Source organism: Lacticaseibacillus sp. 53-4, assembly GCF_016861805.1.
GTDB lineage: Bacteria > Bacillota > Bacilli > Lactobacillales > Lactobacillaceae > Lacticaseibacillus.
This window is the reverse complement of record NZ_BOLT01000008.1, coordinates 1-16,423: the sequence shown is the minus strand read 5'-3', so window position 1 is coordinate 16,423 and position 16,423 is coordinate 1. Positions and strand designations below refer to the sequence as shown.

Below are 16,423 nucleotides of genomic sequence, written 5' to 3'. Positions count from 1 at the left end.
GCTGGATCCATTAACCTTTGTCCGCCCCGGCAGTGATCCCGTTGACATAGAACTTCTGCATGATCACGAACAAAATGGTGATTGGGACCGCGATCATGACACACCCGGCAATAAACTGGGTGAAGAACGTGGTTGAGGTGCCCTTAGCACTGTGCAGCATGTTATAAAGCCCGTACGCGATCGTGTAGTTCTTCGGGTTGCCTGAAGAAGACAGGATGATCCCGGAGAAAATGAAGTCGACCCATGGGGCGATGAACGTGGTCAAGGCCGTGTAAACGATCATCGGCTTGGACAGCGGCAGCCCAATGTGCAGGAAAACCTGCCACCTGGTCGCGCCATCCATCTCTGCGGCCTCATCGATCGACCGCGGAATGGTGTCAAAGAACCCTTTTGCGATGTAGAAGGAAAGTCCCGCACCGCCGACATAGACCATCGTCAACCCCGCAAGGTTCAGCATGTTGAAGCTCTTTAGAATGTAGTACAAGGCGATCATCGACATGAACCCGGGGAACATCCCCAGAATCAACGCGATCTGCAAGAACTTCTTCCGAAAAGCGAAGCGAAGCCGCGACAGGGTGTAGGCAACGGAAATCGTGATGAAGGTCGATAAAATCATCGACACTGTGGACACGAGCAGGGTGTTACGCATCCAGTCCAGGAACGGGTACTGCTTGTTCAGCAGCATTCCCGTGTAATTACTCAGCGTGAATTTCTCGGGCCAAATGGTCGACACAAACCCGGTATCGTTGTACGAGAGACTCGCCAAAATGATCCAAACAATGGGAAACAACCACACGACCACCAACACGGCCAGCAGAACGTAACGGAGGCTCAGCGAAAGGCGCCGCTGTGCTTTGTATGATTTCATGATCTCAGCCCTCCTTGAAAGCGTTCGTCCGCCGGTAAGCAAACAGTGAGAATACCGCACTGATGATGAAAATCAGGATCCCTAAGACCGCCGAAGCGTTGTACCGCTGCGTCTGGCCAAAGGTCAAGTTGTACAGCCAGGTCACCAGCAAATCGGTATCACCAGCCCCACTGTAGTTGTTGTTCATCGGGTAGCCCCCGGTCAACAGGTAAATGACGTTGAAGTTGTTGATATTGCCAATGAACTGCTGGATCAGGGATGGTGCCATCACGAACAGGATCTGCGGGAAGGTGATCGACTTGAAGACCTGGAACGGGTTAGCACCGTCCATCCGGGCCGCCTCGATCTGATCTTCCGGCAAGTTCTGAATGATCGCCGTGGACACCAGCATTGAAACTGGAATCCCGACCCACATGTTGACGACGATCACCGTGATCCGAGCCACGAGCGGATTAGCAGAGGCCCCAATAAAGTTGATTGGCTTGGCGATCCAGTGCCAGGATAACAGCAGGTTGTTCAGTGGCCCCTGAAGGTCAAGAAATTGTGCCATCATCAGCAGAGAAACAAACTGCGGGACCGCGTACACAATGATGAACATGGTGCGCCAGAAGGCCTTGTGCTTGATTCCCTTGGATTCGATCAGCATCGCCAGCAGGACGCCGAAGAAGAACGTCGTCGCCGTCGCACAAACCGCCCAGATCAAGGTCCAGCCGAGCACGGGGAAGAAGGTTCCGGCTAAATCACCAGAAAGCACGTTGTGAAAGGCTTGGAACCCAGTCCAGGAGAAGCCGATCGAATGGTGGGAATCATAGTTCGTGAACGCCATTGAGATCATGTACACCGTGGGCAGGATAGTGAACGCCACGATCCCAATAATCGGGATCGTCAGCAGGACACTGTGCAGCCGCTCGTCGAGCAACGACGCCAATTCCTCACCGTTGGTTTCAATGTGACCGTGGTCGCGGTTCAACACATATAACTTCCGGGTCGAACGCAGGTTGACCCAGTACAGGCCCACCATCGCGATCAGCAAGATCACCGCCAGCACCCCGAAGAGTAAGATCACGACGGAATTGTCCGGCAGCTTGGTTAAATAGACCCCTTGCGACTGATCAAAAACGACTTTCTTGGTCTTGAGCGTCCCCAGGTTGCTCAGCATGCTGAGCGAGGAAATGCCGCTGAAAACCAGCCAAATCAGAAAGGCCACTTCTGTGATCAGGAACGCTGCCCCTTTGACCCACTGGCGATTCTTCAGCGCCGATGCGCCCATGACAAAGAATGAGAGCTTTGTCGTCCAATCGCCCTTGCGCCAGACTTCCCGATAAGTTGCTGCCGGTGGGAGTTTATTTTTTCTCCTGAACATACGCTACCTTCTCCTTTACGTACAAGATTGGTCAAGCTCAACCATCAGAACGTTCAACGCCTAGTTGGCTTTAGAAACGGCATTGTGGAATGAAGTCAGCTTCGTCATGTAGTCGGCAGGCTTGATTGAACCGCTGTAAGCACCGTTGATCAGTGGCGCGGCCTGATCCCAAAGCGTCGCAATTTCAGGCATCTTCGGCATCAGTGTGGAGTGACCTGGCTGCGACATCGTCTTGACGGCGACAGCCACTGGATCGTTCTTGAAGGTTGCAGTCTGCTGGGCTGACTTATCAACTGGGATCTGACCCTGATCTTTGTAGATGACCAGCTGCGACGCTTTGTTGGTAATGTACTGAGCCAGCGTGGCTGCGGCTTTTTGGTTCTTGGTGGCAGTGTGAGAGTTGACCGCAAAGGTTTCAATTCCAAGGAAGGCCTGCATTTGAACTTTCTTGCCGCCGATCGTGATGGTTGGGTACGGCGCAACGCCGAAGTTCTTGCCCAACAGTTTCTTGATGTTCACAGCGTCCCAAGGGCCGTCGAGAATCGCACCGGCCTTGCCAGACTTGAGCTGGTTGAGCATGCTAGAGGTCTGCATGACGCCTTTGTTGTTCTTTTGCGCGGCGTACCATTCCATCGCGTTGACCCCTTCTTGGGTGTTGACGTTAGTCCCCTTCAGATCTTCGCCGCTCTTCCCGTACATGTAAGTGCCGGCCGACAGGAAGATCGGGTAAACGTTATAAGGAACCGTGAAGTCCGTTGCCACAACGCTCTTCGCCGTCATGGTGTCCCAGTCTTTGACGTCTTCAGCGCTCAGCTTAGACTTGTTGTAGTACAAAGTCTGCGCCTGCATCGCAAACGGAAAGGCGTAAAGCTTGTTCTTCCAGGTGACGCCTTTAACGGCGCTATCAACGTTATCCTGCTTGATGGTCTTGGTGGCATCTGGAGAAAGCGGGTTGATGTAGCCGGCAGAAGCCATTTGACCGAGTTGGTCATTTGGCACTTCAAACACGTCTGCAGCCTTCGAAGGATCCTTAGCCACATCAGTCTTCGCGTTCGAGGACCCGTTAGGACTCTGGGTCACTTTGACCTTCACGTCTGGGTACTTCTTGTTGAAATCCTTCACGATTGACTTGTAGGAGCTGACCTGCGTGTTGTCGACCCAAAGCTTGACCGAACCGGACACGCCATTTTTGCCTGAACTACTGCTTGAGGAGCCGGAACCAGAATTGCCGCAAGCAGCCAGAACCGTTGCTGAAAGTAGTGCAGTGCTGCCTAAAGCAAATTTCTGCCATAATTTCATGATGTTATTCCTCCCAAAAAATGTTTTATAAGAACATGAAACCTAAATTAATAACGAAGGTCGACATGCAGGCGGTTTTGCCACCTGCGAGAAAAACTGACTGCCGCGACCCAATCGGTGTCTGTTGACACCCAGTCCGCCGGCGCGGCACGCCGAACTCACATTAGCCCTCTAACGGCACTGGGTCCTTCGTGATCGCCATCTCCGTGTCCTTGTCAAAGAAGTGGGCCTTGTTGACGTCAAACCCCATTTTGACTGCGTCGCCAGGACTGTGGAAATCGCGGGCGTTGACGTTGGCAATGTATTCGGTATCGTCAACTTTCAGGTAAAGCTGCTCCGTAGCGCCCAGCAGTTCGGAAACCGTGACTGTCGAATCGATCACGGCATCCGGCCAGGTATCCAAGAAGGCCTGCTCGGAGTGAATGTCTTCAGGCCGAATCCCAAAGATCAACTCCTTGCCGTCATAGCCCTGATCGTCCAAAATCTTCGCGCGGCCTTCCGGCACCTTGAGGGTCACGTGCTTACCGTCGGAAACCACGCCATTGTGATAGGTCATGTTGAAGAAGTTCATCGACGGCGAGCCCATGAAGCCCGCGACGAATTTGTTGCGAGGATTCTCGTATACCTGAGCCGGTGTCCCAATTTGCTGAACGTGGCCCACTGACATAACCACCACCCGGTCCGCCATCGTCATCGCCTCAGTTTGATCATGGGTGACGTAAATCGTGGTGGTGTTCAGGCGCTGGTGAAGCTTAGCAATTTCGGCTCGCATCGAGACCCGCAACTTGGCATCCAGGTTGGAAAGCGGCTCGTCCATCAGAAAGATTGGCGCATCCCGCACAATCGCCCGGCCAAGCGCGACCCGCTGGCGTTGGCCGCCGGAAAGCGCAGCCGGTTTGCGGTCAAGAAACGGCTGGAGGCCCAGAATCCCTGCTGCATTTTGGACCCGGTCATCAATGTCGGCTTTCTTGTAGTGCCGGAGCTTGAGCCCAAAGGCCATGTTGTCGTATACCGTCATGTGCGGGTACAGCGCGTAGTTTTGGAAGACCATGGCGATGTTGCGATCCTTGGGTGCCACGTCATTCATGACCTTGCCGGCGATTTTCAGCTCGCCTTTGCTGATGTCCTCCAGCCCCGCAATCATGCGCAAGGTCGTGGATTTCCCACACCCAGAAGGGCCAACAAACACGATGAACTCTTTGTCCTTGATGTGAAGGTCAAAATCCTCGACTGCATAATTTTCGCCGTCGTCGTATTTTTTATATAGGTGGTCCAGATCGATTTCAACCATTTGTCCTCATGCTTCCTTTCTTTCCAGCCACGTTGTATAGGCACGCTGAATATCCTCGAGCTTTAGCGCTGCCGTACTTGGCACAATGTAATCTGCCTGGTAGAGCACTGCCGGATCGCCGATCCCAACGGCGAACTGACCGGCTGCTTTGATTGCCGAAACGCCCACCGCAGCATCTTCAAACGCCGCAACTTCTGTGGTGTTCAGTTTGGCTAAGGCCTGCGCCCGTTCGTAAATCTCAGGATCAGGCTTGCCGCGGTGTAGCGTGGCCGGATCCACGATCCCGTCGAACTGCTCGGCCAGCCCGAGGCGGCTTAGGATCGCCGGGGCGTTGCGCGAGGCCGAGGCGATCACCATCGTGAGGTGGGCAGCCTTTGCTGCCGCGAGCAAGTCACTAATGCCGGGCAGAATGTCTGCCGGGGTCATCGCCTCGATCAGGTGCAGATACATCTGATTCTTGGTCTTGGCGAAGGCGGCCTTTTGCGCGCTGGTGTAACGATTCTCCTGGTGCCCGTAACTGAGGACCAGATTCAATGAATCCAGCCGTGAGCGCCCCCGCAGCTGCTGATTGGCCTCTGGCGGCAGCGTAATATTGAGATCTTTTGCCAGCTGGTTCCAGGCCTGCAGGTGATACTTGGCGGAATCAGTCAGCACCCCATCAAGATCAAACAACAATCCCTTAAGCATGGGCTGCCTCCTTCACCAGATGAACCGCATGCCCATCGACTTCAATGTCGAGAGGGGCGCCAGTCAGCAGCGTGACCAACGTCTTTTGCCCAACGTCGACGGCCAGCAGCCGGCCGCGGTAGTTGAGCTTGAAACTGTAATGCGACCACTGCTTGGGCAAGAACGGCTTGAAGCGCAACTGATCGTGGTCGTACCGCATCCCCGCAAAGCCCTGGACAATGGCGAGCCACGAACCGGTCATAGACGTAATGTGAAGCCCATCGGCCGTGTCGTTATTGTAATTGTCAAGGTCCAGGCGCGCGGTCCGCCGGTACAACTCAACGGCTTTTTCCTGCTTACCCAGCTCCGCCGCCAAAATGGCGTGGATCGAAGTCGACAGTGAACTTTCGTGCACCGTGAGCGGCTCGTAGAAATCGAAGTTGCGCTCCTTTTGGGCCCGCGTGAAGCGGTCATTCAAGAAGTAAATGCCTTGCAAAACATCCGCCTGCTTGATGTAAGGGCTGCGCAGGATGTGATCCCAAGACCAGTGCTGATTGATGGGGCGCTGATCTTCTGGAATCGCGCTGGCCGGCTGCAGGTCCTTGTCCAGGAACGTATCGTTTTGAACGAAGATGCCAAGCTGCTTGTCGACCGGGTAGTACATCCGATCGATGATGTCCTGCCAGTGCGCCTTCTCCTCGGCGGTGACGCCAAGTGCCTTGACCAGCGTTGAATCAGCCTTGGGCAGCCGGGCCAACGTGTACTCGAGCACCCAGGCGGCCATCGTATTGGTGTACCAGTTGTTGTTAACGTTGTTTTCGTACTCGTTGGGGCCGGTCACGCCGTGAATCATGTACTGGCCTTTGCGCTTGGAGAAATGGACCCGATCGGCCCAGAAGCGGCTGATCCCGACCAACACTTCCATCCCGTCGTGGTTAACGTAACTCTCGTCGCCGGTGTATGCGGTGTACTGATAAATCGCAAACGCGACTGCCGCGTTGCGATGAATCTCCTCGAAGGTGATTTCCCATTCGTTGTGGCACTCGATGCCGTTGAAGGTCACCATGGGGAACAGCGCACCCTTAAGGCCTTGCTGCTGGGCGTTGTGGTAAGCGCCGGCCAACTGATCGTGCCGGTATTCCAGCAGCGCTCGGGTCACATCTGGCGGCGTCACCGCCAGATACATCGGCACGACATAGGCTTCAGTGTCCCAATACGTCGCACCGCCGTACTTCTCACCGGTGAAGCCCTTGGGCCCGACATTCAGCCGCTTGTCTTCGCCGTAATACGTCATGAACAGCTGCGCGATGTTGAAGCGAATCCCTTGCTGAGCTGCCGCATCGCCGTCGATCACCACATCGCTTTGCGCCCACCGGCGGGCCCAAATGGCTGTGTGACTGGCCAGGCGCTGATCAAATGAGGCAGTTTGCAACTGCGTCATCAAGGCACTTGCGGTTTGCGGCTGCTTTTCCGGGGCCACGTCGCGGCTGGTCACCACAATCACGTCTTTTTCTAACGTGAGACTTTGGCCGGCGGCAAGTGTGGCGCTCAGATGGGCGGCCGCTTGACCACTCGCTGTTTCATTGCTCGTTTGGGCAGTCTGGCCGTTGACCCGCAGTGCTTGTTTCAGCAGCACGGTGAAGCGCGGCACCTGGTAAGGGTTCGCCTTCGTGATCAGCTGAATGCTTTGGGCCTGCGCATCTTCCGCAACCGGCTGCCAGAAGCGCTCATCGTAGTTGCTGTCTTCGTTGCTGACGTTCCCGTCAAGCGTGGCAGCAAAGGCGATGGTGGCGTGGCCGCTGAGGACTTGGGCGCGGACTTCGATCAAGGCTGCTTCTTTAATTTCGTTGGACAAAAAGCGGCGAAAAGTGAGTTGAACGGTCGCGCCTTGGGCTTCGTAAATGAACGTCCGCGTCAGCAGTCCTTGATGCATGTCTAAGGCAATGCGGAAGTCGTGATACTTGCCAGTTGCCAGGTCGACGGCTTCACCATTAATGCGGATCCCAATCCCAATGAAGCTCGGCGCGTTGATCGCCTTGCCAAAGTATTGGGGGTAACCGTTTTTCCACCAGCCGACGCGCGTCTTGTCTGGAAACCACACGCCGCCAAGATAAGTTCCCTGCAAGTGGTCGCCGGAATAGCCTTCCTCAAAATTACCTCGCATCCCCATGTAGCCATTGCCGATCGCCGTCAAGCTTTCCTGCAGGCGCATTTCCTGCGGATGGAGTTCGTGGCTTTGAACCAGCCACGGGTCAATTTCAAAAATCCGTTTCATCATTTATATCCCCAATTGCACCGCCGAGGCGGTTCACTGATTTACAACTTGATTATCTCGTGGTGAAAGCGTTTTTAATAGGCCGAATATTCTGTTACCGCTATCAAGATCTCACAACACCACCAGCGCAAACCCCTTAGGTGCCAGCTGACCGTCCTGATACGCCTGGGCCAAAGCCGGGTCGACGGGCAAGGCAACGGGCTGGTCGGTCGTGTTGAAGTACCCCTCGATGTGCGTCTTACCGTCGCGGGCCACTTTGATCAGCCCGCTCGGCGTCACGGTCAGGCGGGTCGTGCCTGTGCCGAGCGTTTCGGCGTACTGCCTGCGAAAGGCGATCAGCGCATGGATCCGCTGCCAAACCGGCCCGTTGAGTTTGGACCAGTCCATTGGGCGCCGGCAGTCGGGATCATTTTCACCGGCCATGCCCATTTCTGTGCCGTAGTAGATGCACGGCATGCCGGTTTGCGTGAAGGTGAAGGCCAAAGCCTGCATGGCCAGGTCTTCATCCCCGTGCGCCACGGTCAAAAGCCGCGCGGTGTCGTGAGAATCCAGCATGTTCAGCATCACTTGATCATTTTGCGGTCGGTACATCATCAGCTGGTCAGTCAACAGCGCGACTAGGCTCTCGGCATCCAGCTTGTGGGTCAGAAAATGATCCTCGATTTGCTCGGTGTAGGCGTAGTTCATGACCCCGGAGAACTGATCCCCATTCAGCCACGGCTGGCTGGAATGCCACACCTCGCCGATGATCAGAAAGTCCTTCTTGGCCTGTTGCGTCGCCTGGTAGAACCGCTTCCAGAAGTGGTGATCGACCTCGTTGGCCACGTCCAGCCGCCAAGCGTCGATGTCGAACGTCTTGATCCAGTAGGTCGCCACGTTCAGCAGATAATCCTGCACTTCCGGATTGGCTGTGTTGAGCTTAGGCATGTGCGGCTCGAAAGCAAAAGTCTCGTACTGCGGCGCTTTCGCCCCTTGGTTAGGGTCTTTGAAAGGTGTCAGTGGATAAGAATTGATGTGGAACCAGGAAGCAAACCGCGACTTTTCACCATTTTTCAGGACGTCCTGCCACTGCAGGCTGCGCTCGCCAATGTGGTTAAAGACGGCGTCCAGCATCACTTTCATCCCGCGCTTGTGGGCCTCAGCAACCAGCTTGGCAAACAGCGCCTTATCGCCGAAGTCCGGATCGATGTCAAAGTAATCGATAGTGTCGTACTTATGATTCGAAGCCGCCGTGAACAACGGGCAAAAATACAGCCCGTTGACCCCCAGCGCCTGCAGGTCGTCCAAGTGGTCAAGCACCCCCTGGAGATCCCCGCCGTAATAGTCCTCCCGACCCGGGTGATCAGCCGGCCGCCATGGCTTGGTGCCAGCCGGGTCATTGCGCTTATCCCCATTGGCAAACCGTTCAGGGAAAATCTGATACCAAACCGTCTCCTTGGCCCAATCAGGCGTCTTCACCCGGTCAAGCTCGTGAAAGTAGGGCATCCGAAAAACATTTTCCGTACGGTTGGCCGGGGTATCCTCGCGCAGGCCCCGATCCGAATACAGAACCGTGGTCCCATCTGCGCCTTCAACCAAAAACTGATATTGCAACCGCGAATACGGCATCCGCAGATCAACGGACCAGTAGTCCTCAGTTTGGCCCGTCCCGATTTTGCGCATTGCCAGCGTTTGGTACCGCCAAACCGGCTTGTTCGTCGCCGGATCAAGCACCGTCAGGTAGGGATCCCCATAGATCAAAGTGACCTTGGCCACATCGTCCTTGGCGGTGTGGAAGTGCAACGTCAACAACCCCTTGGTGTACAGGTAGCAATCTTCACTTTCCGGCCGGTGCCGGAGTGCTGCAGTATTCATTATGCTTGGTCTCCTTCATTATTGATTAGAACCGCGCCCGCATATGGGGCAAGCGTCAACTGATTGCCGTTCAGCTTTGCCGAACCGGCAGTTAAACTTAAGTGGTAGTCGCCACTGGGCAGTGTCACTGTTGCCGCGCGGCCGCTCAGCTCAACCGCCACGAGCGCGCGCGCAGCTCCCAGCGTCCGCTGGTACACGTAGAGGTCTGCCGATGTCGTGAGCATCAAATAGTCCCCATCTTGAAACACCGGACGCTTCTTCAACGCAATCAGCTGCCGATAAAATTGGAGCATGCTCCCAGCCTTCCCGGCTTGCTCGGCGGCGCTGGTGTCTTCTGCCGCGCGCCCGGTCAGCCAGGGGGTGGCTGGCGAAAAGCCGTGATGTGCGGTCTGGTCCCAGGGCATGGGCCCTCGGGCAGGCAGCTTGTGCGTTTGTGACACCAGCTTTAAGGCGGCAGCTTCGGTCATGCCAGCCGCCTTTGCCTGCGCCACAAACGGTGCCACCGTTTGATCATGAAAAGCGGCGACCGAATCAAATTCAAGATTCTTCAGTCCCAGTTCATCGCCGTAGTAAATCACCGGAATGCCGCGCTGCAGATACATGAGCATCGCCAGTGACCGCGCCTGGGTGTCATTTTTCGCAATGCGCGTGCGCAGCCGGGCCAAGTCGTGGTTACTCCACCATAACGTCGGCGGCGCCACCTTGTTCAAGGTTTGCTGCCAAATGAGCTGGTGATGCTTGAACGCGGCAAAATCCAGCGGCTTGGGCTGAAACGTGGCGGGCAGCCGAGGATCCAGGTGCGATTCGTCATCCGTGAAGTAGCGAAACGTGATCACCGAATCCATCAAGCCATTGTGCGGCGCGGTGTAATCAACCGCCAAATGCGGATCTGCAGATGAAGCCTCACCCAGCAAAAACACATCGGGGTAATCGCTGCGAAGCCGCTGGCAAAACGGCCTGAGCCATTCTTGGACCTGAGGCAGGTTGGCGAAGAATGGTTCCGCGACAACCGGATTCTCATTGTCCGCCGGAAAATCCTGATGCAAATTGGCCTTGGCAATGTGGATGAACGCATCCAGCCGCAGCCCGTCGATCCCCTTGGCCAGCCAGAACTCAGCAACGTCCCCCATGGCCTGACGGACCTCGGGATTGGCCCAGTTGAGGTCTGGCATGCGCTTGTCAAACAAGTGGAAATAGGACTGCCCGGTGCCTGCCGGATCCGGCTCCCAGACCGAGCCGCCAAAAAAGCTGCCCCAGTTATTCGGCCGCCGCCCGTCTTTGCCGTCAAAGATGTAGTAATCGCGGTAAATGCTGTGCGGGTCGCGAATCGCGTCCTGAAACCACGGGTGCTGATCAGACGTGTGATTAAGCACAAAATCCAGCAGCACGCGAATGCCTGCGCGATGAAACGCCGCAATCAGCGCCTCCATGTCCGCCATGGTCCCCATCCGTTTGTCGATAGCATAGTAATTGGCCACGTCGTACCCGTTATCCACTTGGGGCGATACAAACAACGGATTCAGCCACACCGTGTTGATCCCCAGCGCCTGAAGGTAGGGGATCCGACTCTCGATGCCTTTCAAATCCCCGATGCCGTCGCCGTTGCTGTCTTGAAACGACTTGGGGTAGATCTGATAAATGATTGCGTGCTCATACCAAGCGCCCATATTCACCCTTCCTTTCGCTTCTCAGCTTAGGGGATGAGGCTAGTTGCAGACAAGCATTAAGGCCATGTTACCGCTATCAAAAACCGGTCCCACCCGATTTTGCCCACACAAAAAACGCGCGAGCCAAGTTTGATCCTGGTTCGCGCGCATATGTCAGAACTGTTTCCAGTCAGGTCCGCTGGCTCCACAACCTAAGACCACTGATCCCCGGAATCCGCTGGGTGTCGGGACGCGCCCGACTGATCAGCCGACCTTTCACCATTACTGGTTACTCGACTCATCGCATAACGGTATTATATCATGCTTTCGCGGTTTTTGCAGGCTTGCGGTAGGTCATTTCGGCCACCAGCTGCGCGAGCAGGAAGCCGACCGCGATCGCGCCGGCCACCATGGCGACGCGAAACGTCAACGACAGCGCCTGATCCAGATTACCGAGCACCAGCGCCCGCACCGCCTGGTACGCGGTCGCCCCTGGCACCAGCGGCACTAGGCCGGGAATGTTGAAAATGATCACCGGCATTTTTTTGATGCGAGAAAAGACAATTCCGCACAGCCCGATGGTCAGCGCGCCGAGCAGGTTCGCCAGCATGCGGCCGGTACTGAGCTGCATCAGCGTCCAGTACACCAGCCACCCGGCGGCTCCGGCCCAACCGGCCAGGTTCAGCGCCTTGTGCGGCACATTAATGATGATGGCAAACGCAATGGTGGACAGATAAGAGAAGCTGACCTGAACCAGCACTTGTAAGGCTAATGGCATGACGCCCCTCCTTGCCTAGAAAAACCGAAAAATGATCGCGATCCCGACGCCGATGGCACAGGCCGACAGAATGGCCTCCATGCCGCGCGCCATGCCGGAGAGCAGGTGTCCCGCCAGCATATCCCGGATCGAGTTGGTGATCGCCACCCCAGGCACCAGCGGCATGACCGCGCCGATGATGATGTTGTTGATGTCACGACCCACGCCTAGGCGCACGCCCACCCAGGCGGTCAGCCCGACCACAAACGCGCCCAAAAGCTCGGAAATGAACTGCAGCTTGGTCAGGCTGGAGACCTTGTAGTAGGCGGCAAACCCAAGCGCGCCGACCAAAGCGGCCAGTGGCATGTCGAACCAGTCATAGGTCTGCGCAAAAATCACCATCAAGGTCGTTGAGCACAGCGCCGCAGCCAGGATCTGCAGCCACACCGGGAAAAATGGCGTGTGCGCGTCAAGGGTCTCCAGCGCCTGGTGAAGCTGGCTGAGCGTCAGCTGACCGGCCGCAAACTGCCGCGACAGATTGTTCACCCCGGCCACTTTTTCCATGTCAATGCCACGCTGTGCCACCGGGGCAATTTGAACGGTCGCTGGCCCGTCAATGCCGATGAACAGCCCAGTCGGCGTGGTAAACACCCGCGCCGAATGCGCACCGGCGTTTTGCGCAATGCGCGTCATGGTGTCATCAACGCGGTACATTTCGCTCCCGCCTTCGATCATGATGCGGCCGGCAAGCAAGCACGTCGTCAGCAGTTCATTTTCCATCGTGCGCCTCCAAAAACTGGGTGAAGTGGGCACGCAGCTTGGCCTTGGGGTACGCCCCGGTGACTTTTTCCACCGGCTTGCCCTGCCAGTAAAGCAGCATCGTGGGAATGCTTTGCACGTGGAACTGATCGGCCACGGCGGTGTCGCCTTCGACGTTCAGCGTCAACACGCGCATGGGCAGCTCCTGCTCCAGCTCGGCAAGCAGCGGGCTCAAAATCTTGCATGGGCCGCACCACTCGGCCCACAAATCGACCACCGTCAGGCCCTCACTTAGGTGGGTCGTCATCGTCTCACTCGTCACTGCTGTCGGCATCCTCATCCCGTCCTTTCATTTTTTGATTGTAGCATGCACCCGGCGCGTTTGAATAGGCACGCCAGCAGCGGCTGATCTCAGCCCAGCTGCCACTTCAAAGAATGGCGCCCAAGTTGAACCTGGACGCCTCATCACCAACCTAGTTTATCATTTTCCAGTTGCCATTTGGATCCACGACAGCAAAAAAGCCGTGTCACCACGGCGCTAATGGTTATTCTTTAGTGAATTCATCGTACGCGGCCTGATCCATCACGTAATCCAGCTCGCCAATGTACTCGTGAACCGGGGTGTCAGGCGCGAACGGGTGCTTGAAGCGGTACAACCCATCGGAGCTGTCCAGGCCCCATACGCCGCCCATGTCGTACTTGGCCTTGCCTTCCTGGCAGGCCCAGTTGATCATTTCGTACTGCAGCAGGTAGGGGATCATCAATGAATTCTTGATTCGCATGGAGCCGCCGTACATGTGCCAAACTTTGTCGCCGAACGCGAAGGCAATCGCAGAAGCCTGCAGCTGGCCATCGACTCGCGCGATGAAGACCTTCATCTGATCCTTGCCGGCAAACGCCTCAGACATCCGATCAAAGTACGCCAGCGGCCGATAAGTGATGCCGTGGATCTCGCTCATCGTCTTGTAGGCCTCAAAAAACTCCGGCATCAGCTTTTCGCCATCACCGACTTCGACTTCGACGCCGCTCTTCATGGCGTGGCGGATCTTGGTCCGGGTCTTGCCGGTCATTGTGGCCATCACGCCATCAATGTCCTTGTCCTTGATGTCCAGCACAATGTTGAACCGCGGCTGGATCGTGTCATGGTTGCCATGGAACTTGCGATTGCGAGTCACGTAGCCATGTTTCTGAAAGGCAGCGTTCAGCTCATCCGTGTAATCCAGCTCCGGATCCATCCGCAGTAAGAAAGCATTGCGCTTCTTTAGTTCAGGCAGCGCCTCCTGGACCAGCGCATCGATCGTGTCAATGTCAGTCGGATCGCAGACTGGACCCTTGCTGCAGTAGGCAAAAGTGTTACCAGCCTTGTCCGTGACGGTCAGGATCGACATACCGGCCGTGATTTGGCCATCCTTTTCCAGGTAAGCGTACAGCGGGGACCAGTTGTTTTTGACCTTCGACCAGGCAACGGACTGGGTCACCGAGGTGTACGGGGCGTCTTCCACGAATTTTTCGTAGCGGGCAACGGCTTCTTGATTGTTTAAATCAACGATTGGCATTGTTTACTTCCCTTCATTTTTGGCCGCAAAGCGGGCCTTGTAACTCGCGTAGTATTTCTTGATCCGGTGATTGCGCAGGAAACTCTTGTCCGCCGGATACTCTAGGGTATTGCCCCACTTGCCGTCATCGATCAGTGTCTGCATATGCTTTTTGATCTCGGGATCGGTGACATTAGCCACGGCGTCGTCGGGATTGACCCCCAGCCAGAGGTAATCGTTCTTGGCCAGCTCGGGTGCCGTGAACGGCTGGTGGAACACGCGGTCTTCGACCATCGGCTTGATCAGATTGTGGCCTGAAGCCGTGGTGTAAAAGCCGCTGCGGCCCTGGCGCGGGTTCAGCTCAATCAGCTTGAACTCCTGATCGCGCACGTCGTATTTAAGGTCGAAGTTGCCAAACCCGGTGTAGCCCATGTTCTTGATAAACTTAGCCAGGCGCGCCTCAATGTCCTGATGGTACTCGATGAAGGTGGCAACGTAATTACCGACCAGAAAATCGGATGGGTCCTGCAGCAGCTGCCGGCCCATCGTCATCTGCCGCACGTTGGAATCCAGATCCGCGTAGAAATTGATGGTATACATCGCGGTGTCGCCGCCGGGAATGAAGTCCTGCAGCAGAAAGTTGCCGCGGTAACCGGCATCATAAGTCCGCTTCAGCATCGTCAGGATCTGGTCCTTGGCGGTGAACTTGTACGCCTTGCGCTGCCCGGGAAAATCCATCGCGATCTGCTGCGCCGCATCAGCGGGCTTCATCGCAACTGGAAACGCGAGCGCCAGGTCGGCCACTTTTTGCTCGTAGTTCTCTTGGTTGACCACCACTGTCTTGGGGTACGGCAGGTGATTTTCCTCGCATTGCTGATAGAAATGATCCTTGTAGTAGACGCTGTCCAGGACCTTCACGCTCGGGTACGGAATGATGTAGGTATCCTCCAGTGCCTCGCGGTTGCGAATGGCTAGCTCCGTGTACTCGTCGCCTGCTGTGATCAGGATCGGCTTGACCCCAGGCTTGCCGTACTTTTTCGCCATGTCGAGCAGCGCGGCAACAAACTCTTCGTTTTCCTTGAAGTGATCAACAACTGTCACGTCGCAAATCTGCGAATCCTTAGTCATCGCCAAGGCGGCCACGCCGATGCAGTGACTTTTGACCCCATAAGCTTCGTGGAACGAACGCGCCATGCCGTAAATGTTGACATCGGTGCCGACAAGGACTGGAATAATCGAACTGGTATCTACCATAGTGAACTCCTTTGATATGCAGGCTTAGTTACATTGTCCATTATCGCACAACTGCCCATGCGGGCAAGGCTGCAGAGCCGGCTTTAACAATAAAAAATCGTCTCGGGGAACCCCCGAGACGACCGGCTTTAAGGAGAGCGAAGGAGTCGAACCCCCCTACGCATTTCTGCGCTCACAGGCTGCAAGCAGCCCGCAGCATTACCGCTCTGCCAACTCTCCATATGACTAACAGTGTTTAGTATAGGACACGGTCCAAGCGATGTAAATGAATTTCATGAAACCATCATAAGATTCTCATGAATTAACAGTTCTTTAGTGTGATACCCTGCGCTGATCCCAGGTCCACGTAGTATTTGGTCCTTTGAAAAGTTTCATTTAGCTCCTTGTTGACCAACTCTGTGAGACTGAAAAGCCATTCCCCTGCAACACAAAAAAGGACCGATCACTCGGTCCTTACTTTAAGCGCGGCAGCTTCCTACCCTCGCAGGCAGTCACCCACCAACTACTCTCGGCGTAGAGAAGCTTAACTTCTGTGTTCGGCATGGGAACAGGTGTATCCTTCTCGCTATCGCCACCGCACTTATTTTGTTGAAAGCTTTGCGCTCTCAAAACTGGCTATCATTGTTTTAAATGCTTTGAACCGTATTTGCTTCGCTAGTCGTGCTCCGCTTTGGCAACGGCCAAGTGTCTAGCTACGCTTTGGCCTTCACCGGCTGCGCCGGCAAAGTCCCAAGCTAGGCTAGCCATTGGCCTAAGATCGCCAAAGCTGCGCACTGTACTTGGTTAAGTCCTCGACCGATTAGTACTGGTCCGCTCCATGCATCGCTGCACTTCCACTTCCAGCCTATCTACCTGA

13 protein-coding genes, 1 tRNA gene and 1 rRNA gene are annotated in these 16,423 nt (G+C 55.6%); all 15 read right to left on the bottom strand.

Going from position 1 to position 16,423, the window contains the following annotated elements:
* Window positions 1-10: 10 nt before the first annotated feature.
* A complete protein-coding gene (locus JUF21_RS04735) occupies window positions 11-868 on the bottom strand; it encodes a sugar ABC transporter permease (protein WP_203623944.1) in 858 nt (285 codons plus the stop codon).
* Window positions 869-872: 4 nt separating this feature from the next.
* On the bottom strand, window positions 873-2,231 hold the full coding sequence (locus JUF21_RS04730) for a carbohydrate ABC transporter permease (protein ID WP_125758228.1): 1,359 nt from the start codon (window positions 2,229-2,231) through the stop codon (window positions 873-875).
* A gap of 60 nt (window positions 2,232-2,291) precedes the next feature.
* A complete protein-coding gene (locus JUF21_RS04725; RefSeq protein ID WP_203623945.1) occupies window positions 2,292-3,530 on the bottom strand; it encodes an extracellular solute-binding protein in 1,239 nt (412 codons plus the stop codon).
* A 163-nt stretch (window positions 3,531-3,693) separates the two neighbouring features.
* Window positions 3,694-4,821: an ABC transporter ATP-binding protein gene (locus JUF21_RS04720; RefSeq protein WP_125758226.1), complete on the bottom strand. Its 1,128-nt coding sequence runs from the start codon at window positions 4,819-4,821 to the stop codon at window positions 3,694-3,696.
* 6 nt (window positions 4,822-4,827) lie between these two features.
* Window positions 4,828-5,508, bottom strand: a complete 681-nt coding sequence (gene pgmB, locus JUF21_RS04715) for a beta-phosphoglucomutase (RefSeq protein WP_203623946.1) — start codon at window positions 5,506-5,508, stop codon at window positions 4,828-4,830.
* Window positions 5,501-7,762, bottom strand: a complete 2,262-nt coding sequence (locus tag JUF21_RS04710) for a glycoside hydrolase family 65 protein (protein WP_203663289.1) — start codon at window positions 7,760-7,762, stop codon at window positions 5,501-5,503. The genes pgmB and JUF21_RS04710 overlap by 8 nt, the downstream gene beginning before the upstream one ends.
* Window positions 7,763-7,873: 111 nt before the next feature.
* Window positions 7,874-9,616, bottom strand: a complete 1,743-nt coding sequence (locus JUF21_RS04705; protein WP_203623947.1) for a glycoside hydrolase family 13 protein — start codon at window positions 9,614-9,616, stop codon at window positions 7,874-7,876.
* Window positions 9,616-11,283 (bottom strand): alpha-glucosidase, encoded by a 1,668-nt coding sequence (locus JUF21_RS04700; protein WP_203663242.1) that lies wholly within the window; start codon window positions 11,281-11,283, stop codon window positions 9,616-9,618. Before JUF21_RS04700 ends, JUF21_RS04705 begins: the two co-directional genes overlap by 1 nt.
* A 298-nt stretch (window positions 11,284-11,581) precedes the next feature.
* Window positions 11,582-12,040 carry a threonine/serine exporter family protein gene (locus tag JUF21_RS04695; protein ID WP_203624859.1) on the bottom strand — a complete coding sequence of 153 codons (459 nt, stop codon included), beginning with the start codon at window positions 12,038-12,040 and terminating at the stop codon, window positions 11,582-11,584.
* A gap of 15 nt (window positions 12,041-12,055) precedes the next feature.
* Window positions 12,056-12,799 carry a threonine/serine exporter family protein gene (locus tag JUF21_RS04690; protein ID WP_203624860.1) on the bottom strand — a complete coding sequence of 248 codons (744 nt, stop codon included), beginning with the start codon at window positions 12,797-12,799 and terminating at the stop codon, window positions 12,056-12,058.
* Window positions 12,789-13,112 carry a co-chaperone YbbN gene (locus JUF21_RS04685; RefSeq protein WP_203624861.1) on the bottom strand — a complete coding sequence of 108 codons (324 nt, stop codon included), beginning with the start codon at window positions 13,110-13,112 and terminating at the stop codon, window positions 12,789-12,791. The genes JUF21_RS04690 and JUF21_RS04685 overlap by 11 nt, the downstream gene beginning before the upstream one ends.
* A 211-nt stretch (window positions 13,113-13,323) precedes the next feature.
* A complete protein-coding gene (locus JUF21_RS04680; RefSeq protein WP_203624862.1) occupies window positions 13,324-14,334 on the bottom strand; it encodes a peptidoglycan bridge formation glycyltransferase FemA/FemB family protein in 1,011 nt (336 codons plus the stop codon).
* A 3-nt stretch (window positions 14,335-14,337) separates the two neighbouring features.
* Complete coding sequence (locus tag JUF21_RS04675; RefSeq protein ID WP_203663240.1) at window positions 14,338-15,567, bottom strand: carboxylate--amine ligase; 1,230 nt, start codon at window positions 15,565-15,567, stop codon at window positions 14,338-14,340.
* Window positions 15,568-15,698: 131 nt separating this feature from the next.
* Window positions 15,699-15,786, bottom strand: a tRNA-OTHER gene (locus JUF21_RS04670).
* 243 nt (window positions 15,787-16,029) lie between these two features.
* Window positions 16,030-16,146 (bottom strand): 5S ribosomal RNA (gene rrf / locus JUF21_RS04665).
* Window positions 16,147-16,423: the final 277 nt, after the last annotated feature.